Source organism: Mesorhizobium sp. W050 (genome assembly GCF_054719535.1).
In genome coordinates this window covers 3578925-3597057 of the sequence record NZ_JBTTIH010000001.1, presented here as the reverse complement: position 1 = coordinate 3597057, position 18133 = coordinate 3578925, and the positions used below count along the sequence as shown (strand labels likewise).

Sequence of the window (18133 nt, the reverse complement as noted above, 5' to 3'; positions counted from 1 at the left end):
TCTTGCCCATAGACCGGGTAATACATTGCCGAGGTATCAGGCCTTTATCGGCTGAAATGCGGCCCAATCAAGATGACGAAACGCCTCGCGGCAAACATTTACGGCAAGCCGGTCTACTGAAAGGCCGTCTCCGAAAAGCTTCTCAGCTTGCGCGAATGCAACCGTTCCATCGGCATTTCCGCCAGCTTCTCCATCGCCTTGATGCCGATGGTCAGATGCTGCGCCACTTGCCGCTTGTAGAATTCGGTCGCCATGCCGGGCAGCTTCAACTCGCCATGCAGCGGCTTGTCGGAGACGCAAAGCAGCGTGCCGTAGGGCACGCGGAAGCGGAAGCCATTGGCGGCGATCGTGGCCGATTCCATATCGAGCGCGATGGCGCGCGACTGCGACAGCCGCTGCACCGGTCCGCGCTGGTCGCGCAGTTCCCAGTTGCGGTTGTCGATGGTGGCGACGGTGCCGGTGCGCATGATGCGCTTGAGATCGTAGCCGGAAAGTCCGGTGACTTCGGCGACCGCCTCCTGCAGCGCCACCTGGATCTCGGCCAGCGGCGGTATCGGCACCCACACCGGCAGGTCATCGTCCAGCACATGGTCTTCCCGGACATAGGCATGCGCCAGCACATAGTCGCCCAGCGCCTGAGTGTTGCGCAGGCCGGCGCAATGGCCGAGCATCAGCCATGCATGTGGCCGCAGCACCGCGACATGGTCGGTGATCGTCTTGGCGTTGGACGGGCCGACGCCGATGTTGACCATGGTGATGCCGCCATGGTTCGGCTTCTTCAGATGATAGGCTGGCATCTGAGGCAGGCGCGGCGCCGCCACGCCTTCGCTGGGCGCGTTTTGCCCTGCCTTGGTGATGACATTGCCCGGTTCGACGAATTCGGTATAGCCGTGGCCGCCTTCAGCCATCTGGGCCCGCGCGCGGGCGACGAACTCGTCGATGTAGAACTGGTAGTTGGTGAACAGCACGAAGTTCTGGAAATGCTGCGGGCTGGTCGCGGTGTAGTGCGTCATGCGGTGCAGCGAATAGTCGATGCGCTGCGCCGTGAACGGCGCCAGCGGCCTTGGTTCGCCGAACGCGACCTCGAAGGTGCCGTTGGCGATCTGGTCGTCGGTGCCGTCGAGATCCGGCACGTCGAACAGGTCGCGGATCGGCCGTTTGATGCGGTCGGCGGCGGCGCCATCGACATGGGTTCCTTCAAGGAACGCGAAATGCAGCGGGATCGGCGTGGTCGATTCCGAAACCGTTACCGGCACGCCGTGATTGCGCATGATCAGGCGAAGCTGCTCTACGAGATAGCGTTCGAACAGCACCGGCTGGGTGATGGTGGTCGAGAAATGCCCGGGGGTCGGCATGTGGCCGTAGGCCTGGCGCGAGTCGATCTGGGTGAACGAATTGGTGGTGACGCCGATCTCCGGGTAGAAGGCGCGGTAGCGCTTGCTTTCGTCGCCGCCGGCGGCAAGCGTGGCAAAGGAGTCGCGCAGAAACTTGGTGTTGCGGTCGTAGAGCACCTGCAAGGCGGCCACGGCCTTTTTGGCGTCGTCGAAGCTCTGCTTGCCGAAAGGCTCCGGCATGACGACCGATTCGATAGCTTGTGGGTAGATTCGCTTTTCCATGGCTCAATATAGAGACTTGAGGCCGCACTTGGGAGGGGAGGGTGGCCGCCAAGTGGTCGATTTATTCGTCCACGCCCAAGGTGTGCTGAGATTCAGGTAAGGCTGAGCCGGAGTCGAGGACGGGCGCGAAGCGACCAAACTGGTTGGCTTCGAGAACCGGAGCGGAGCGTACTCGAAGCATGTGAGCACCAAGGCCGCCACTTGCAGGCCAGCATCACCTTAATACCGGCACACCTTACCCGCGCTGCAGACTGACCAGCAAGACAAAGCCGACGCCATGCTTCTTCGTCGCCGGCGCGTCGATCGTCGTGTCGGCATTGGCCCGCATCATCGGCATGGCCAGGACCGGCGCCGACAACACGACCAGAACGAGCGCCGCCCGCGGCAGGAGCCGAAGGGTCTGGAGGGCGTTGATGGCGATGCGGTTCATGGCTTTTGCTTTTCTGTTTGGATCTATGTCTTTGTCGTCTCAGGGGCGAAAATGGTTCATGCAATCGAATTGGCAGGAACTGGCTGCATTCCAGGAACGGGCCGGACGGCCGGATTCGGCCACGAGGATGGCGAAGAGCATCCCGAACAGGCTCATCAACAGGCAGACGATGGTGAAGCGGCGAGCGAGCATTTGCGTAGTGTCTCCTTGAACACGCCATCAAATGCCCTGATGCGACTGAACCGGCGCTGATGCCGACGTTCATCTGCGGTTCAAAGTGATTGACGAGGTCTTAGAGAGAGCGTCGGTTCGGGTTTGCGCCGCCGCAAACGGCACGGTCGTCGCTATGGCGCGGACCGTCCTGCAAAGAAAACGGGGCCTGTGAAGGCCCCGTTGGTCAACTCAAAGCAGCAAGATCAGAGCTTGTGCCAGGTCTGGCTCTTGCAGATCAGCCCGCCGAGCACGCAGCCGCTCATTTTGAGCGAGGTGCCCGACAGTGTTGCCTTGCCCGAATAGGTCTTGTCGTTTGCCGGATCGGTGATGTTGCCGGCATATTTGTTGGCCCCGGCCGCCTTGAGCGAACCGATGGTCTTCCCGGCATATTTGCCGGTCTTCAGGGTGATGGAGAATGAACCGCTGCCGCCGATAACTGCTGTGTCGCCGGCTTGTGTCTTCCAATTGCCTTCGATCGGATCGGCCCAAGCCGCACCAGCCATCATCACGGCGGCCGCCAGGGCCAAGCTCACTTTGCGAAACATATCTGTCCTCCCTGGTTTAGATGGGGCAGCCGCCTCTCTGCCCCTTACGCAAACGTAAGCTAATCCAGCTCCCGGCAAAACAAAAGCGTGCCGCGACGGAAGGTTTCGCAATTTTCATGCGGGGTCGGGAGAGTGCAGCCCGTGGAAATGAAACGATCGAGGCGTTGGCTTTGGTTCGCGTGGTTAGCAGAGTGTTGATCGGCGCCTTGCAAATTTTCGTCAAATCGGTCGAGAAACGGCGGGATTGCTGACTTTGTATCCTTAACGAATTTCCGCGTTTACCTCTTGTTTTAGCTTTGTTTTCTCCAAATTAAGCACGCCATTTAACGACGGATTCAAGGCTCGGCCTCATTCTCGGAAGCATCGAAAGAGCGGCTCCCCAGGGAACACCGGGGGACAGAAGAGGCCCGCTCTCGGGAGCCAGACAGGGGACTAAAATGGCACGTTTTGAAATGCTTGAAGCCGGCTTCGGCGCCATGGGGGCAACTGCCCAGGCCGACATTCTTTTCGAACTGGGCATGATGTATGCGACCGGCCGCGATTGCGAGACCGATGTCGTTGCCGCCCACAAATGGTTCAACATCGCCGCCATCAAGGGCTCGGTCCGCGCCGCGGAACTGCGCTCGGAACTGTCGGCCGCAATGTCCAAGGTCGAGATCGCCAAGGCGCTGCGCGAAGCCCGCGAATGGATGACGATGCACTGAGATCGCGAGCAGATTATCGCAGGCAGATTATCGAAAACAGGGAAGCCCCGGGATCAAGACCGCAAAGACGGTCGGAACCGGTGAAACGACGAGGCCGCGACAAGACGGCCGACCATGAAAGAACAAGAACGCGGCAGGCCGGCACGGTCCAGTCGTGCACAATGGGGACGGCGGGCAGGTTTTCGTGGCGCGGGGGCGCATGGGGACTGCTACGAGCAAAAAGCCACGACCGGCCGGAACAGGCTGGCGTGGCTTTTTGCGTTGATGAGGCCCAATCGAGCGGCGCCGATGCGCCTAGACAGGCCCAATGAAGGATGAAATTGTCCCGCCTTCGGAAAGAAGCGCGGCCAGAGCGGCTGCGCGAGTGTGGGAGGAGTTCTATCACCATGAAAAAAACGGGTATTTTGAGCGCGGCCGTATTTGGCCTGATGATGAGCGCGCCGGTTGCCTTTGCCGATGACATCACCATTTCGGTGGTCGGCCCGATGACCGGACAGCTCGCCACGATCGGCGATCAGTTCAAGCAGGGCGCAACGGCAGCCGCCGATGCGATCAACGCCGCCGGCGGTGTCAACGGCTCGATAATCAAGCTCGACATCGAGGACGACCAGTGCGATCCCAAGCAGGCGGTTTCTGTGGCCAACCGGATCGTTGCCAACAGCGTCAAGTTTATTGACGGCCATGCCTGTTCAGGTTCGAGCATCCCGGCTTCCGCCGTCTACGCCGAGGCCGGCGCGCTGATGATGAGCCCGGCCTCTTCAAATCCCGAGCTGACCGATGCCGCCGCCAAGGCCGGCTGGCCGACGATCATGCGTCTCTATACGCGTGACGACGCGCAGGGCGCCTTCATTGGCCCGTGGATCGCCAAGAAATATGCCGGCAAGAATGTCGTTATCCTGCATGACAAGAGCGCCTACGGTCAGGGCGTTGCCGATGCCGTGAAGGCGACGATGAATGCCGGTGGCCTCAAGGAGATCGACTATGAAGGCATCAATGCCGGCGAGAAGGATTATTCGGCTCTCGTCACCAAGCTGAAGGACCTCAAGGCCGACGTTGTCTATTTCGGCGGCTATCACCCGGAAGCCGGGCTTATCCTGCGTCAGTCGGCCGAGCAGAGCGTCAAGTTCCAGCTGATCATGCCGGACTCGATCGCCTCGCCGGAATTCTGGCAGGTCGCCGGCCCCGCCGGTGAAGGCACCCTGTTCGTCTTCCCGTCGGACCCGCAGGCCAAGCCGGAAGCCAAGGAGGCCATCGCCAAGATCAAGGCGGGCGGCTTCGTGCCGGAAGGCTTTACGCTGTTCTCCTACGCCGTCGTTCAGGCGTTTGCAGAGGGCGTCAAGCGCGCCGGAACGGACGATCCGGTCAAGGTAGCCGAAGCGCTGAAGAACGGCACGCCCTTCAGCACCGTGGTCGGCGACGTGACCTTCGACGAGAAGGGCGATCTGAAGAACGCCAGCTACGACATCAACCAGTGGCACGACGGCAAATACGCACCGATCGCGCAGTAAGCGGCCGCGTACTCATGGAAATGGCCGGGCTTGTCCCGGCCATTTTTGTTCAAGCCTCCAGCCGGCTTGCAGCCTCTTCAACGAAGCGCACCAGCACCGTTCCGTCGGTGACCTGCGCGCCCTCTGTGGCGATTTCCGCGATCACGCCGTCATGGCTGGCCGCGATCGTGTGCTCCATCTTCATCGCTTCCAGGATCAACAGCGGCTGGCCCTTGATCACCCTTTCGCCCTTTGCCGCGCGCACCAGCTTGACCACGCCTGGCATCGGCGCGCGCAGGCTGCCGGAAGCGGCGGCCGCCTCGTCGGTGCGCGCCAGCGGATCCGGGACGAGGAAACTGTAGCCGACCGCGCCTTCGAACACGGTGACGTGGCCTGGCCAGCGGGCAAGGCGAGGGGCGGCGCGAAGATCATGCGAATTGACGCTGTCATAGGGCGCGTCCAGCGCCACCTCGAAGCGCCCGTCCGGCCGCACTGAAACACGCGCCAGTATATCGTCCTCGCCATGGCGCAGGCGCGTGCGGCGCGCAACGCTGTGGAAATGCGCATAGCCGGCAAGCGACGACCACGGATCGTTCGACGGCGGCAAAGCACCGGCGCCCGCCGCGGCAAGGGCCGCCGCGGCAACGATCTCGCTGCTCGGCGGGGCGACCGCGGTCAGCGCTTCCTGATGCCTGCCGATCAGGCCGGTATCGACATCACCAGCCGAAAAATCGGCGTTCGCGGCAAGTGCCGCGAGAAAGGCGGTGTTGACGGTCGAGCCGGCAATCTCGGTCTGCGACAACGCAGTCCCGAGCGCATCGAGTGCCGCCTGCCTGTCCTTGGCGTGGATGACCAGCTTGGCGATCATCGGATCGTAGAAGGGCGAGATCGCATCGCCGGCCCGCACGCCGGTCTCGATGCGCATGCTGGCGCCTTCGGGCGCGTTGTCGGGAAACGCCAGGTGATGCAGCGTGCCGGTCGCCGGCAGAAACCCTTTCGCCGCGTCCTCGGCATAGATGCGCGCCTCGAAGGCGTGGCCGGAAAGCGTGATTTCGCTCTGCGTCTTCGGCAGCTTTTCGCCGGCGGCTACCCGCAACTGCCACTCGACCAGGTCGGTGCCGGTGACCATTTCGGTGACGGGATGCTCGACCTGCAGGCGGGTGTTCATTTCCATGAACCAGAAGCGGTCGGCCTTCAGCCCTTGCGAGGCATCGACGATGAATTCGATGGTGCCGGCGCCGGAATAGCTGATCGCCTTGGCGGCCTTGACCGCCGCTTCCGTCATCGCCTCGCGCAGCGCCAGCGTCATGCCGGGCGCCGGCGCTTCCTCGATCACCTTCTGGTGGCGGCGCTGCGCCGAGCAGTCGCGCTCGTAGAGATGCACGGCATTGCCAAAATTGTCGCCGAACACCTGGACCTCGATGTGGCGCGGCTTGTCGACGTATTTTTCGACCAGCACGCGATCGTCGCCGAACGCGGCCTTGGCCTCGCGCCGTGCGCCTGACAGCGCTTCCGAAAAATCTTCGGGATGTTCGACGCGGCGCATGCCCTTGCCGCCGCCGCCGGCGCGCGCCTTGATCAGCACGGGATAGCCGATCTCACGCGCCTTGGACGCCAGCAGCACGATCTCCTGCGCCTCGCCATGATAGCCCGGCACCACCGGCACGCCGGCCTTTTCCATCAGCCGCTTGGCCGCATCCTTCAGCCCCATGGCGCGGATCGAGGCGGCCGACGGGCCGATGAAGGTGAGCCCTGCCGCCACCACCAGGTCGACGAAATCGGGGTTTTCCGAGAGGAAGCCGTACCCGGGGTGAATTGCTTCGGCGCCGGTCGCCAGCGCCGCCGCAACAATCTTGTCGCCGCGCAGATAGCTTTCGCCGACCGGCGAGGAACCGATACTCACTGCCTCGTCGGCCATTTTGACATGCAGGGCCTTGGCGTCCGCGTCGGAATAGACGGCAACGGTGCGCACTCCCATCTTCCTGGCCGTGCATATCACCCGGCAGGCGATCTCGCCGCGATTGGCGATCAGGATCTTGGCGAACATGGAGCCTCCAGAGTTTGTCTCGGGCGGCGCCGGTCTGGCAGGAATGAGCCTATTTCGAAGCCGCGATTTTGCAGCCGCCGCTCGCGGTCTGAACCTTCCACTTTTTCAGGCCAACCTGACAGCTTCGCAACGCCAACTCTTCCGCGGCCTTCTGAGATGGCGCGTTCAGCCGCGCACCGCAGATGATGTAAAGATCGTCGACGCGCGAGTAGAATGTGGTCGCGTAGGCCGAGTGGCCACTCGCCGCGACATAGGCGTTGTACGACTTCGTGCAGGGCTCCTTTGGATTCAGTGACAACGGAGGCCAGAATCGGGTGTCTCCCTTGCTGCCCGCCAGCGATCCAGCCGCCCCGATACCGGGTGCCGTAAATACGAGCAGGCCGGCAAGCATCGATACAGTAATTCGTTTGATGCGTGTCGATTTCATCTTGCGCCGCCCATTTGAAAAATGCCCAAGCCGATGCTTGTCGGCCTACTTCGATGCCGCAACTTCGCAGCCCGCACCTGTAATGACCTTGTAATGGCTGCGGGCGGACTCGCAGGATTTCATCGCCCGTTCTTCGGCAGCCTTCTGTGACGGTGCATTCAAGCCCGAGCCGCAGATGATGTACAACGAACGGATCCGGGCATAGGGCGTGGTCGCATAGGCCGAATGGCCGCCGGCGGCCACATAGGCGTTGTAAGCCATGGTGCACTGGTCTTTCGGGCTTTTCGGCAAATACGGATAGAAATGGATGTCGCCTTTGCTTCCCGCCAGCGATGCCGCGGCGCCAACGCCGGGTACCGCAAATATAAGCAAGACTGCAAGTACCGACGCAGTCGTCTTTCCCGAATATTTCGGCCTCATCTTTACCCCATCCCCGTTGCCCAATGCGGGATGAACAATAGCGTCTATTCTCCAGTGCCGCCAGCCTGCTCACCGAAAATTGCTTTTGCGTAGGTGGATGAACCATCTTATCCATGCAGACTAGCATCCTCCAATGGCAGCAACGGCTTGTCGGTATAGTTGAGCTGTTGGCTCGTCGAAGCAGCAGAAAATAACTGTTTCGGGCGTTGAGTTCTGTCCGACGAAGGTACCTGCGATGCCAACGGCAATCTGCGTCGCCTCATTTTTCGGATAACGGTAGATGCCGGTCGAGATCGCCGGAAATGCCACGGTCCGGCAATCCCTGGCGGCGGCGATTTGGAGTGACCTGATATAGCAGGATACGACCAGTCCGGCTTCGCCTTTGCCGCCGCCTCGCCAGACAGGTCCGACCGTGTGGATGATGTAACGTGCCGGCAGGTGATAGCCCTTGGTAAGCTTTGCCTCGCCGACTTGCAGCCGTTCAGCATCCGGCATTCGAATTCGAGCTCCGGGCCGGCGGCGCGGTGAATGGCGCCGTCGACGCCGCCGCCGCCCAGCAGCGAGGAATTGGCGGCATTGACGATGGCATCGACCGCAAGCCTGGTGATGTCGCGGTGTGGACATGTATCCGTTCGCCGAACTTGCTCATCTCACATCCTGAACACGCCGAACTTCGTTTCCTCGATTTCGGCGTTGAGCGCGGCCGACAGGCTGAGCGCCAGCACCTCGCGCGTTTTCGCCGGGTCGATGATGCCGTCGTCCCACAGCCGCGCCGAGGAGTAGAGCGGGTGGCCCTCATGCTCGTATTTCATCAGGATCGGCTTCTTGAATTTCGCTTCCTCGTCCGCGCTCCACTCACCGCCCTTGCGCTCGATGCCCTCGCGCTTGACCACCGCCAGCACGGTCGCCGCCTGTTCGCCGCCCATCACCGAAATGCGCGCATTCGGCCACATCCACAGGAACCGCGGCGAGTAGGCGCGTCCGCACATGCCGTAATTGCCGGCGCCGAACGAGCCGCCGATGATCATCGTCACCTTCGGCACGCGAGCGGTGGCGACCGCCATCACCAGCTTGGCGCCGTCCTTGGCGATGCCGCCGGCCTCGTATTTCCGCCCGACCATGAAGCCGGTGATGTTCTGCAGGAAGATCAGCGGGATCTTGCGCTGGCAGCACAGTTCGATGAAATGCGCGCCCTTGACAGCACTTTCGGAAAACAGCACGCCATTATTGGCGATGATGCCGACCGGCATGCCCTGAAGATGGGCAAAGCCGGTGACCAGCGTGGTGCCGTAATTCTGCTTGAACTCGTCGAACTCGGAGCCGTCGACGACGCGCGCGATCACCTCGCGCACATCATAGGGCTGGCGCAGATCCGTCGGCACGATGCCATAGAGTTCACGCGGATCGTGAAGCGGCGGCGCGGGTTCCTGTAAGCTCAGGCTTACGGTCTTGCGCCGGTTGAGGTTCTTGACGATGCGCCGGCAAATCGCGAGCGCATGTTCGTCGTCCAGCGCATAGTGGTCGGCGACACCGGACAGCCTGGTGTGCACGTCGGCGCCGCCAAGCTCCTCGGCGCTGACATCTTCGCCCGTAGCCGCCTTCACCAGAGGCGGGCCGCCGAGAAAAATGGTCGCCTGGTTGCGCACCATGATCGTCTCGTCCGACATTGCCGGCACATAGGCGCCGCCCGCAGTACATGAGCCCATGACGCAGGCGATCTGCGGAATGCCGGCCGCCGACATGTTGGCCTGGTTGTAGAAGATGCGGCCGAAATGCTCGCGGTCGGGAAACACCTCGTCCTGGTTGGGCAGGTTGGCGCCGCCGCTGTCGACCAGATAGACGCAAGGCAGATTGTTTTGCAGCGCGATCTCCTGCGCGCGCAAATGCTTCTTCACCGTGAGCGGATAATAGGTGCCGCCCTTCACCGTGGCGTCGTTGACCACGACCATCACCTCGGTCCCTTCGACACGGCCGACGCCGGCGATGATGCCGGCCGAGGAAATCTCCTCGCCATACATGGACCATGCCGCGAACTGGCCGATCTCGAGGAAAGGCGAGCCGGTGTCGAGCAATTGCGCCAGCCGCTCGCGCGGCAACAGCTTGCCGCGCGAAACATGACGCTCGCGCGCCTCCTCCGAGCCACCGCGCTCGACGGTTGCCGCCTTGTCCGCAATGTCGGCAACCAGCGCCCGCATGCGCTCGGCATTGGCGAGGTAGGTTTCGGAGGAGGGCGAGATCTGGGTTTGGAGTACGGCCACATCGGTTCCTATTGCTCTGCCACGACTTGCAGCTTGCCGTCACGGCGCTCGAAAATGTACTCGGAGAGAAGATCAGGTTCGGTCTTGAAAACCTTGTCGATAAATGAGCGAGCAAACTGAACCGCATTGGGAAGCCGCTTGTCTACAACGACGATGGCATCGCGTTTTGGAATGGCTATGAAAACGCCGTTGGGGAATTGCGGTCCAAGCGTGGCCCAGAATTTTTCGGTCAGGAGGAGAGCGGGTGAGATGGCCTCATCCCCTTCGACGGTGAAGATCGATATCCCGTCGAGGATACGCTCCTGCTTGACCTTCGTAATCTGCTTGTTGATGTTTTCCAGAGCAAGCTGGCGAAGCTGTGCGAGTGAGCGGTCTCCAACATCGTCAAGCCGGACGCTGGCGAGCGAGTCCTCATTGTCGATTTGGTAAAGGATCACGACGTCACCCGCCAAGGTTTCAAACGCCGGTCCTTTGTCGGGCTCTGTGCCATCGCCTTTGAAAGCGTCGAGATGTTCGCGCGGTCGAATGTTGGCAATCAGTAGATCGGCCTGGAAGCCGCTTTCGCTATCGCTGAGCACGAGCGTGGTTAGAAAACGTTCGATTTCGGTTTCCGCCTCTCCCGCCGGCAGGTCGCGAATGCGGCCTAGCAGGTTCGTAACGTCCACCTGAAGATGAATATCCTTGCCGGTAGAACCGACCCTGGTTACGTCAAGACGCGCCGGATCGGCGGGGTTGGGAATTGCTTGCTTGACTCGGCTGTCAGCCTTCAGGCGGGAAATGACTTCAACCCGCAGTGCTGCAACGTCTCGAAATTGCGGCATATCTGAAGAGGCGGCATTCGCGAATCCCGACAATGGGATCAATGCGACGATAGTCCGTGCTAATACTCCAAGGTATTTTGGCAAACCAGGCATTGAAATCGCTCACACCCCTTCCGCCATGATCTCGCGCCCGATCAGCCAGCGTCGAATCTCGCTGGTGCCGGCGCCGATTTCGTAGAGCTTGGCGTCGCGCAACAGCCGGCCGGTCGGATACTCGTTGGTATAGCCGTTGCCGCCAAGCAGCTGGATGGCGTCGAGCGCCATCAGCGTCGCCTTCTCGGCGGCAAACAGCACGCAGCCGGCGGCATCCTTGCGTGTCGTCTGGCCGCGATCGCAGGCAGCCGCGACGGCATAAACGTACGCGCGCGCGGCGTTCATCGTCGAATACATGTCGGCGAGCTTGCCCTGCACCAGCTGGAACTCGCCGATCGGCTGGCCGAACTGCTTGCGCTCATGCACATAGGGGACGGCAACGTCGAGGCTCGCCGCCATCAGCCCGAGCGGGCCGCCGGCGAGCACGGTGCGCTCGTAGTCGAGGCCCGACATCAGGACCTCGACGCCGCGGCCCTCCTCATGCAGCACATTGTCATAGGGCACCTCGACATTGTCGAACACCAGTTCGCCGGTGTTGGAGCCGCGCATGCCGAGCTTGTCGAGCTTTGGCGATGCCGAGAAGCCGGCCATGGTCTTTTCGACGATGAAGGCGGTGATGCCGTGCGATTTCCGCTCCGGATCGGTCTTGGCGTAGACCACCAGCGTTTCAGCGTCGGGGCCGTTGGTGATCCACATTTTCGAGCCGTTGAGCACATAGCGGTCGTTGCGCTTTTCGGCGCGCAGCTTGAGCGAGACGACGTCGGAGCCGGCGCCCGATTCCGACATGGCCAGCGCACCTGCCCTTTCGCCCGAGCACAATGCCGGCAGGAATTTCTCCTTCTGCGCAGGTGTCGCCCAGCGGTTGATCTGGTTGACGCAGAGGTTCGAATGGGCGCCGTAGGAAAGGCCGACCGAGCCCGAGGCGCGCGAAATCTCTTCCACCGCAATGACATGGGCGAGGTAGCCCATGCCGCTACCGCCGAAATCGGGATCGGCGGTGATTCCAAGCAGGCCGAGCGCGCCGAGTTCTTTCCACAGATGCGCGGGGAACTGGTTGCTGCGGTCGATCTCGGCGGCGATCGGCGCTATTTTCTCCTGGGCAAAGCGGCGCACCAGATCGCGCAGCGCCTCGATGTCCTCGTCATGCCCGAAGCTGAGTGTGTTCGTGTACATGCCGTTCCCTCCTGCCGCATGACCCCGAAATCAACTTTGATTTTCGGAAAGGATCATGCGCGAAATCAAAATGCTACAGCGTCATTTGCGCGTCCGAAGGGACGCGCGGCGCTGTAAGTCTTGCCGTCTATGTTCGCGCCAACCAGGCGCATTGTCATTGAAAGATATGTCGCCGTGACTTCAGCCATCGACAGCCGCTCGCCCGGCCGGAACCAGACGATGACGCCGGTCATCATCTGGATCAGCGCCATGGCAGTGAGCCCGGTGTCATCGACACTGAAGGCGCCGGCCTCCGCGCCGTCGCGCAGGATGGCGCGCAACTCCTTCTCATAGGCGGTGCGCATGCGAAGGATCTGCGTCAGCCGGTCATGTGACAGGCTGCGCAATTCCATGTTCGAGACATGGGTGGAGTGGCGGCGCTCGATGTGGAAAGCGATGTGGTTTTCGACATAGGCGGCAAGCCGCGTTGCCGGATCGGCAGCGTCGGGGCGTGCGGCGTCCCACGCTTCGATCAGCCCTTCCATATGTTCGCGCATCAGCGTGAACAGCAGGTCTTCCTTGGTCGGAAAATAGCGGTAGAGCGCGGCCGCCTGGACGCCGACCTCGGCGGCAAGCTGCCGCATCGACGTCGCCTCATAGCCGAAGCGGGCGATCAGGCTGACCGCTGCCTCGCGGACGGCCGCTTCAGTTTTTTCGCCGTCGGATCCCGTTGTGCGTGCCATGATAGTCTCCCGGTATTTAGTAATAAAACGAACGTTCAATTAATTCAAGCGGCAATAAAGTGGTTCCGTCTAGACAATGATCCGAAAGTCGATGGGCGCGTCGAGGAGTTCGAATTCTTCGATCTCGACCCTCGAAACCGAAGCTCCCCTTGGCCCTTGCCGGAGCCGTTCGATCATTGTGGAAACCGCAGCATCGGCACCGGCAATCGAGGCCGTCACCGTGCCGTCTCGTTCATTGCGTACCCAACCTACGAGGCCAAGCCCTGTCGCTTCGCGTCGCGCCCACATCCGGTAGCCGACGCCTTGCACCTTGCCATGCACACGCGCCTGCACTGCCCTTTGCCGGTCATCCATCGTTGCCTCCCATGCACAGAAACTGGCGCGGAATCGGACGAAAGCAACAGGCTTGACTTCGGATTGCTGCTGGATCGACGGAGTCGGGGTCGCGGCTGATTCTGTTTTGGCCTTGGCGGCCTCGGCAGGCTCTGTTGCGATGGCAATCGGCGGCGCTAGTTTCCCCGCGCCGCGGCGAGTGCGCCGGGCAGTTCCTCGGCAAAGATGTCGAGTTCATGATCGAGGCCGACGCTGACCCGGATGCAACGTTCGAGCCTTGGCGCCATCGGCTTGCGGATGAAAACGTCGCGCGACAAAAGGTTTTGCAGCACTTTCAGCGCGAAGGCGCCGTCCTGGCCGCAGTCGATGGTGACGAAATTGGTCGCCGATGGCAGCGGCTTCAGGCCGTTCGTCTCCGCAATCCCGGCGATGCGTGTGCGGCCGGCCGCGACCCGCGCCACCACGCTGTGCAGCCAGGCCTGGTCGGCCAGCGCCTCGACGCCGGCGATCTGCGCCATGCGGCTGACGCCGTAATGGTTGCGGATCTTCTCGAAATCGCGGATCACCTCAGCCTCGGCCACCGCATAGCCGCAGCGTATGCCGGCCAGCCCATAGGCCTTGGAGAAGGTGCGCATGCGGATGACGTTGGGCCGCGCGACATCGATCGGCGGCAGCGCCGAGGCCGGCCCCAATTCGCAATAGGCCTCGTCGAGCACCAGCATGGTGGTTTCCGGCAAGGCTTCGATAAAGCCGATGATCTCGCTCGCTTCCCACCAGCTGCCCATCGGATTGTCCGGGTTGGAGAGATAGACCAGCGGCGCCTTCTCCTTGATAACTGCCTTGAGCAGTCCGTCCAGACTTTCCTTGTCGTTCTCGTAAGGCACCGTGACCAGCCGGCCGCCGACGCCGGCAACGTGGAAGTTGAAGGTCGGATAGGCGCCGAGCGAGGTGACCACCGCGTCGCCAAGCGCGACATACATGCGCGCCACCAGGCTAAGCAGCCCGTCTATGCCTTCGCCGACCACGACGTTTTCGGCGCCGATGCCGAGATGGGCGGCCGCAGCCTGCTTCAGCTCGTAATTGTCGGGATCGCAATACATCCACTGGTCACGCGCGACGCGCTCCATACGGGCGATAACGCGCGGCGAAGGCCCGAAGCTGCTTTCATTGGCGCCGATGCGGGCGCGAAAAGCACGTCCGCGCTCGCGCTCCTGCGCTTCCGGTCCGACAAACGGCACCGTCGAGGGAAGCGCGCCGACAAGCGGCGTGAGGGCAGGGCGCTGGCGCATGGCAAAGGCTCACGAGAAAATGGGCCTTCTTGCTAGCGTGGAGGCATGTTGGGCGCAAGATGACAATGCCGCACTGGATTTCGCCGATCCGTTTTGCTAGCGAGATAGAATGAGCAACCGATTGCCGCCCGCTTGGGCCAAGCACCTTAAAACCCAACCAGCACCGAAGGGCGCACCGCCGAAGGTTGGGCAACCGAAACTTCAGCCCGCAATGGCGGCTCCGTCTCGCGCTCAGGCCAATGATATGTTGTTGAGGCAGGCGCTCGAGTTCCAGCAACAGAATCGATTGCCTGAGGCGGAAGAACTCTGTCATCGCGTTCTGGCGAGAACGCCCGAACATCCACTGGCCCTCTACGTACTAGGTACGCTGGGCATCGGGTACGACGACGAGAAGGTCCTGCGGTATTTTGGTCGGGCGATCGCGCAGGAGCCTCTAAATCCCTACTACCACCTTAGCCTCGGTCAAGCCTATTTGAGGCTCAGCGAGTTTACGCCGGCGATCAAACACATTCAGCACGCACTGGCTTTGAAGCCGGATCTTGTGGAAGCGCTTTGCGCCTTGGGTGATGCATACAATTCGTTTGACAAGGGGGAAATGGCGCTGCCTCTCTACGAGAAGGCGCTCAGGGTCGATCGGGATCATCCCGCAGCCCGGTTAGGGTTGCCTCGCGCGCTGGCAAGTCTCGGCCGTATGGACGAAGCCGCGACTCATCTGAAAGAGGCAATAGAACGACGCATTGCGATACCTGCTGCCTACAACGCGCTTGTACGCACGCGCAAATTCGCCGAAGAGCCGCCAGAACTTGAGGCGATCCTGACGGAACTTCAAGACCCCCACCACGGATCGGAAGGGGCGCCGGCGCTTCATCACGCCGCCGGAAAACTGCTCAACGACCTCCGCCGCTACAAGGAGGCGATGGATCACTTCAAAAAAGGAAATCAGGCCGGCGGCCAGAGATTCGATCTGCAATCCTACCGTCGCTGGGTCGACGCCCTGATCGAAACCTTTACACCGGAACTGGTGGCTTCAAGGTCTGCTCGCGGTAATACCTCGGAGGTCCCTGTGTTCGTGGTCGGTATGCCCCGCTCGGGCACAACACTGACTGAGCAGATCTGCGCCAGCCACCCCGCTGTTCATGGCGCTGGAGAGTTAACCAAGCTTAGACGCATATCGAATGGGATCGATCTTGGGTATGGTTCCGACGTAAACCCCAGGGAAGCGCTCGCATTGATGACGCCTGAGTTGTCGACGATGCTGGCTGCGGAGCACGTTGCCTACCTGCGCGAGCGAGCGCCCGATGCGCTTCGAATTGTCGACAAGATGCCGCATAATTTCGAGTTGGTCGGCCTGATTGGCATTCTTTTTCCCAATGCGCGTGTCATTCATTGTCGCCGCGACGCCATCGACAACTGCATCTCTTGCTTTGTCCTGCAGTTCAGTACGGCGCATAGCTATAGCGCCGATCTTGAGACGCTGGGACTTTACTACAGGGAGTACGATCGCCTGATGCGGCATTGGGACAAGATTTTCCCGGGCCGTATCTTTGAAAACCGGTACGAGACGTTGATTGAAAATCAAGAGAAGCAGTCGCGCCGGCTCATAGATTATCTCGGACTGCCTTGGCACGATGCCTGCTTGCGCTTTTTTGACAGGGGGGGCTCTGTAAACACCTACAGCGATTGGCAGGTCCGCCAGCCTATCTATACGTCGTCCGTCAAGCGGTGGAAGAACTACGAAAGCGAGATCCAGCCGCTGATTGAGGCCCTCGGCGATTTGGCTCATATCTGATCTGAATCTGGAATCCAGACATCATGAGCACACCGCGTCGCCTTTCCGGCAATCTGGGCAGCCGTTGAGAAGGTCGACACCTGCAACGTCTGAAAAAGGCGCGACGGACCAAAAAACCCGGCGGCGCCCGCCGGGTTCGATTTTGAGCCAGGCTCTGCCTGTTAGAACGAGCGCTGGAAGCGCAGCAGGCCGCCAATGCTGCTCTTCTTGTCGGCGTTGGTGAAGTTGGAGAAATTGGCGTCGTCGAACTTGCCTGCATTGAGGTAGTCGACTTCGGCCGTGACCGTGAAGCCGGGAACAACGTCGTAGGCGATGTTGGCGGCAACACCGAGATTCTTCCATTCGTCATACGAGACCTGGGCATTGAACGAGGTCTTCTCGTTGATGGTGTAGGTGCCGCCACCCCAGAATGCCCAGTTACCGCCCCACTGCTTGTAGAAGCCGCGGCCGCCGGCGTCGATCGCATAGCTCGAGTCCGTCAAATTGTCGTCGGTGCCGTAGCCGCCCATGATGAACAGCGACAGGTTCTGCATCGGGGTGACGTCCAAACGCACCTTGCCGGCGACTTCTTCATAGTTGCTGTCGTACGCGACGACGCCGGTGATGGCGCCCCAGCCCTGCGTGTACTTCAGACCGCCGACGACATGCGGAACGTAGCTGTCGATCGTGTCGAAGCCCGAGCCCTCTTCGAGAGAGACGACAGCCGAGAAGCCGTTGCCCGCATCGAAGTAGTACTGGACCACGTTGGTATCGAAATCGCCGTAGGGAACGAGCGTATCCTGAAGGACGTTGCCGGCGTAGCCGATGAACGTGTCGAAGGCCGATTCGTCCTTACCGACGCGCAGGCCACCGAGCTGGATCCAGGCGAAGTTCAGCGAAACGTTCTTGTTGCCGGCAGGGTTGGAGTTGAACTCGTCTGCTTCCGTTGCCGGATCGTCTGCCGACGGGTAGCCGTTGCGGTTGCCGAAGTTGAAGCGGGTCTCGGTGTAGGTCTTCAAGGTGCCGAGTTCGGTTTCCTGGCCGGTCCAGGTCTTCAGCGTGAAACGGGCGTTCTTGTAGAAGGTATCCTGCTCGTCGCCATCCTTATGGTCGAAGGACCTCGCACCGTCGAACGAGCCGACGTCGCCGGCGCCGATGTCGTAACGGACATAGCCGCCGATGCGCAGGCAGGTTTCGGTGCCGGGAATGTAGAAGTAGCCCGAGCCGTAAACGTCGCAAATCTTGACGTATTCAGCCGGTTCCGGCTCGGCGACGACGACGGCGTCGGCGGCGCGCGCACCGGAAACTGCGATCAAGGCCGCAGCGGAGCCGAGAAGAAGGCTCTTAATGTTCATTTTCTGACCTCCAGTCAGAATCGAACAAGATAGTCAAGCCGGCGACAAGCGTTTTCGCTGTAATCAATTGTTATTGTTGAAGTTATTGAAAAGATGGACCTTTGCGGCAGGTGATGCGGCCATCACCACAGGCGCTTGTTGGCGAAAGCATGCCCTGAACCGGATTTGAGATAGCGCTCGAATGAAGCTGCCTTGGCCTGGTTCGAAAAGGCCATATAGGTGACGATCCGCCACGGCAGAAACTTGGATGTATGGCTGGATTTCCCCGCATTGTGCTCGACAAGCCGCCGTTTCAGGTCCGTCGTTATGCCGATATAGCGTTCGCCTTCCGCAGCCGTACTCTCCAGAAGATACACATACCACATGAGCTGCTCTCCTTTGCCGGGGCTTCGGAGGGCATCCTCTCCGCCATCCTGCTTCGCGCTGAGGTGG

General features: G+C 61.2%; 18 protein-coding genes and 1 pseudogene. 3 read left to right on the top strand and 16 right to left on the bottom strand.

All coding sequences use genetic code 11. The features are described from left to right. Window positions 1-113: 113 nt before the first annotated feature. The 4 genes from ACYG9Y_RS17630 to ACYG9Y_RS17615 form a co-directional block, all read right to left on the bottom strand. On the bottom strand, window positions 114-1574 hold the full coding sequence (locus ACYG9Y_RS17630) for an AMP nucleosidase (protein WP_023731828.1): 1461 nt from the start codon (window positions 1572-1574) through the stop codon (window positions 114-116). A gap of 277 nt (window positions 1575-1851) precedes the next feature. Further along, a complete protein-coding gene (locus tag ACYG9Y_RS17625; protein WP_023670200.1) occupies window positions 1852-2046 on the bottom strand; it encodes a hypothetical protein in 195 nt (64 codons plus the stop codon). A gap of 39 nt (window positions 2047-2085) precedes the next feature. Next, on the bottom strand, window positions 2086-2238 hold the full coding sequence (locus ACYG9Y_RS17620) for a hypothetical protein (protein ID WP_023738556.1): 153 nt from the start codon (window positions 2236-2238) through the stop codon (window positions 2086-2088). Window positions 2239-2462: 224 nt separating this feature from the next. After that, window positions 2463-2804 (bottom strand): DUF2147 domain-containing protein, encoded by a 342-nt coding sequence (locus ACYG9Y_RS17615; protein ID WP_023687258.1) that lies wholly within the window; start codon window positions 2802-2804, stop codon window positions 2463-2465. Window positions 2805-3241: 437 nt separating this feature from the next. Here ACYG9Y_RS17615 and ACYG9Y_RS17610 point away from each other — a divergent pair, with 437 nt between their 5' ends. Beyond that, entirely contained in the window at window positions 3242-3508 is a 267-nt protein-coding gene (locus ACYG9Y_RS17610) for an SEL1-like repeat protein (RefSeq protein WP_006199745.1), read from the top strand. A 386-nt stretch (window positions 3509-3894) separates the two neighbouring features. After that, on the top strand, window positions 3895-5016 hold the full coding sequence (locus ACYG9Y_RS17605) for an ABC transporter substrate-binding protein (RefSeq protein WP_023738557.1): 1122 nt from the start codon (window positions 3895-3897) through the stop codon (window positions 5014-5016). 49 nt (window positions 5017-5065) lie between these two features. Here ACYG9Y_RS17605 and ACYG9Y_RS17600 read toward each other — a convergent pair whose 3' ends face one another. The 10 genes and pseudogenes from ACYG9Y_RS17600 to ACYG9Y_RS17555 all read right to left on the bottom strand — a co-directional run bounded on the left by ACYG9Y_RS17600 (window position 5066) and on the right by ACYG9Y_RS17555 (window position 14578). Continuing rightward, a complete protein-coding gene (locus ACYG9Y_RS17600) occupies window positions 5066-7042 on the bottom strand; it encodes an acetyl/propionyl/methylcrotonyl-CoA carboxylase subunit alpha (protein WP_023738558.1) in 1977 nt (658 codons plus the stop codon). 49 nt (window positions 7043-7091) lie between these two features. After that, complete coding sequence (locus ACYG9Y_RS17595; RefSeq protein WP_023684512.1) at window positions 7092-7469, bottom strand: hypothetical protein; 378 nt, start codon at window positions 7467-7469, stop codon at window positions 7092-7094. Between the two features lie 45 nt (window positions 7470-7514). Next, complete coding sequence (locus tag ACYG9Y_RS17590) at window positions 7515-7889, bottom strand: hypothetical protein (RefSeq protein ID WP_023670207.1); 375 nt, start codon at window positions 7887-7889, stop codon at window positions 7515-7517. A gap of 120 nt (window positions 7890-8009) precedes the next feature. Then, window positions 8010-8538 (bottom strand): annotated as a pseudogene (locus ACYG9Y_RS17585) (O-acetyl-ADP-ribose deacetylase). 1 nt (window position 8539) lies between these two features. Then, entirely contained in the window at window positions 8540-10147 is a 1608-nt protein-coding gene (locus tag ACYG9Y_RS17580) for a carboxyl transferase domain-containing protein (RefSeq protein ID WP_023738559.1), read from the bottom strand. 8 nt (window positions 10148-10155) lie between these two features. After that, complete coding sequence (locus tag ACYG9Y_RS17575; RefSeq protein WP_155922473.1) at window positions 10156-11061, bottom strand: hypothetical protein; 906 nt, start codon at window positions 11059-11061, stop codon at window positions 10156-10158. A 9-nt stretch (window positions 11062-11070) separates the two neighbouring features. Continuing rightward, entirely contained in the window at window positions 11071-12234 is a 1164-nt protein-coding gene (locus ACYG9Y_RS17570; RefSeq protein WP_023735526.1) for an isovaleryl-CoA dehydrogenase, read from the bottom strand. A 65-nt stretch (window positions 12235-12299) separates the two neighbouring features. Then, on the bottom strand, window positions 12300-12956 hold the full coding sequence (locus tag ACYG9Y_RS17565; protein ID WP_023735525.1) for a TetR/AcrR family transcriptional regulator: 657 nt from the start codon (window positions 12954-12956) through the stop codon (window positions 12300-12302). Between the two features lie 69 nt (window positions 12957-13025). Next, complete coding sequence (locus ACYG9Y_RS17560; protein WP_023738560.1) at window positions 13026-13310, bottom strand: acylphosphatase; 285 nt, start codon at window positions 13308-13310, stop codon at window positions 13026-13028. A 155-nt stretch (window positions 13311-13465) separates the two neighbouring features. Beyond that, window positions 13466-14578, bottom strand: coding sequence for a pyridoxal phosphate-dependent aminotransferase (locus tag ACYG9Y_RS17555; protein WP_023738561.1), 1113 nt, complete (start codon window positions 14576-14578; stop codon window positions 13466-13468). A gap of 109 nt (window positions 14579-14687) precedes the next feature. Between ACYG9Y_RS17555 and ACYG9Y_RS17550 the strand changes: the two genes are divergently transcribed. Continuing rightward, window positions 14688-16367 (top strand): tetratricopeptide repeat-containing sulfotransferase family protein, encoded by a 1680-nt coding sequence (locus ACYG9Y_RS17550; RefSeq protein WP_023732006.1) that lies wholly within the window; start codon window positions 14688-14690, stop codon window positions 16365-16367. A gap of 161 nt (window positions 16368-16528) precedes the next feature. Here the strand turns inward: ACYG9Y_RS17550 and ACYG9Y_RS17545 are convergent, their stop codons facing one another. Both ACYG9Y_RS17545 and ACYG9Y_RS17540 read right to left on the bottom strand, forming a co-directional pair. Then, window positions 16529-17701 (bottom strand): porin, encoded by a 1173-nt coding sequence (locus tag ACYG9Y_RS17545; RefSeq protein ID WP_023732005.1) that lies wholly within the window; start codon window positions 17699-17701, stop codon window positions 16529-16531. Between the two features lie 122 nt (window positions 17702-17823). Next, the gene (locus tag ACYG9Y_RS17540) at window positions 17824-18066 is read right to left on the bottom strand and encodes a GIY-YIG nuclease family protein (protein ID WP_023670218.1); all 243 of its coding nucleotides are present in this window, start codon (window positions 18064-18066) and stop codon (window positions 17824-17826) included. Window positions 18067-18133 lie beyond the last annotated feature (67 nt).

Coding starts and splice junctions, on each gene's coding strand:
- ACYG9Y_RS17560 (WP_023738560.1), bottom strand. CDS start 13,310: ATGGATGACCGGCAAAGGGCAGTGCAGGCGCGTGTGCATGGCAAGGTG.
- ACYG9Y_RS17605 (WP_023738557.1), top strand. CDS start 3,895: ATGAAAAAAACGGGTATTTTGAGCGCGGCCGTATTTGGCCTGATGATG.
- ACYG9Y_RS17620 (WP_023738556.1), bottom strand. CDS start 2,238: ATGCTCGCTCGCCGCTTCACCATCGTCTGCCTGTTGATGAGCCTGTTC.
- ACYG9Y_RS17550 (WP_023732006.1), top strand. CDS start 14,688: ATGAGCAACCGATTGCCGCCCGCTTGGGCCAAGCACCTTAAAACCCAA.
- ACYG9Y_RS17625 (WP_023670200.1), bottom strand. CDS start 2,046: ATGAACCGCATCGCCATCAACGCCCTCCAGACCCTTCGGCTCCTGCCG.
- ACYG9Y_RS17555 (WP_023738561.1), bottom strand. CDS start 14,578: ATGCGCCAGCGCCCTGCCCTCACGCCGCTTGTCGGCGCGCTTCCCTCG.
- ACYG9Y_RS17615 (WP_023687258.1), bottom strand. CDS start 2,804: ATGTTTCGCAAAGTGAGCTTGGCCCTGGCGGCCGCCGTGATGATGGCT.
- ACYG9Y_RS17630 (WP_023731828.1), bottom strand. CDS start 1,574: ATGCCGGAGCCTTTCGGCAAGCAGAGCTTCGACGACGCCAAAAAGGCC.
- ACYG9Y_RS17545 (WP_023732005.1), bottom strand. CDS start 17,701: ATGAACATTAAGAGCCTTCTTCTCGGCTCCGCTGCGGCCTTGATCGCA.
- ACYG9Y_RS17590 (WP_023670207.1), bottom strand. CDS start 7,889: ATGAGGCCGAAATATTCGGGAAAGACGACTGCGTCGGTACTTGCAGTC.
- ACYG9Y_RS17610 (WP_006199745.1), top strand. CDS start 3,242: ATGGCACGTTTTGAAATGCTTGAAGCCGGCTTCGGCGCCATGGGGGCA.
- ACYG9Y_RS17565 (WP_023735525.1), bottom strand. CDS start 12,956: ATGGCACGCACAACGGGATCCGACGGCGAAAAAACTGAAGCGGCCGTC.
- ACYG9Y_RS17540 (WP_023670218.1), bottom strand. CDS start 18,066: ATGTGGTATGTGTATCTTCTGGAGAGTACGGCTGCGGAAGGCGAACGC.
- ACYG9Y_RS17570 (WP_023735526.1), bottom strand. CDS start 12,234: ATGTACACGAACACACTCAGCTTCGGGCATGACGAGGACATCGAGGCG.
- ACYG9Y_RS17575 (WP_155922473.1), bottom strand. CDS start 11,061: ATGCCTGGTTTGCCAAAATACCTTGGAGTATTAGCACGGACTATCGTC.
- ACYG9Y_RS17600 (WP_023738558.1), bottom strand. CDS start 7,042: ATGTTCGCCAAGATCCTGATCGCCAATCGCGGCGAGATCGCCTGCCGG.
- ACYG9Y_RS17595 (WP_023684512.1), bottom strand. CDS start 7,469: ATGAAATCGACACGCATCAAACGAATTACTGTATCGATGCTTGCCGGC.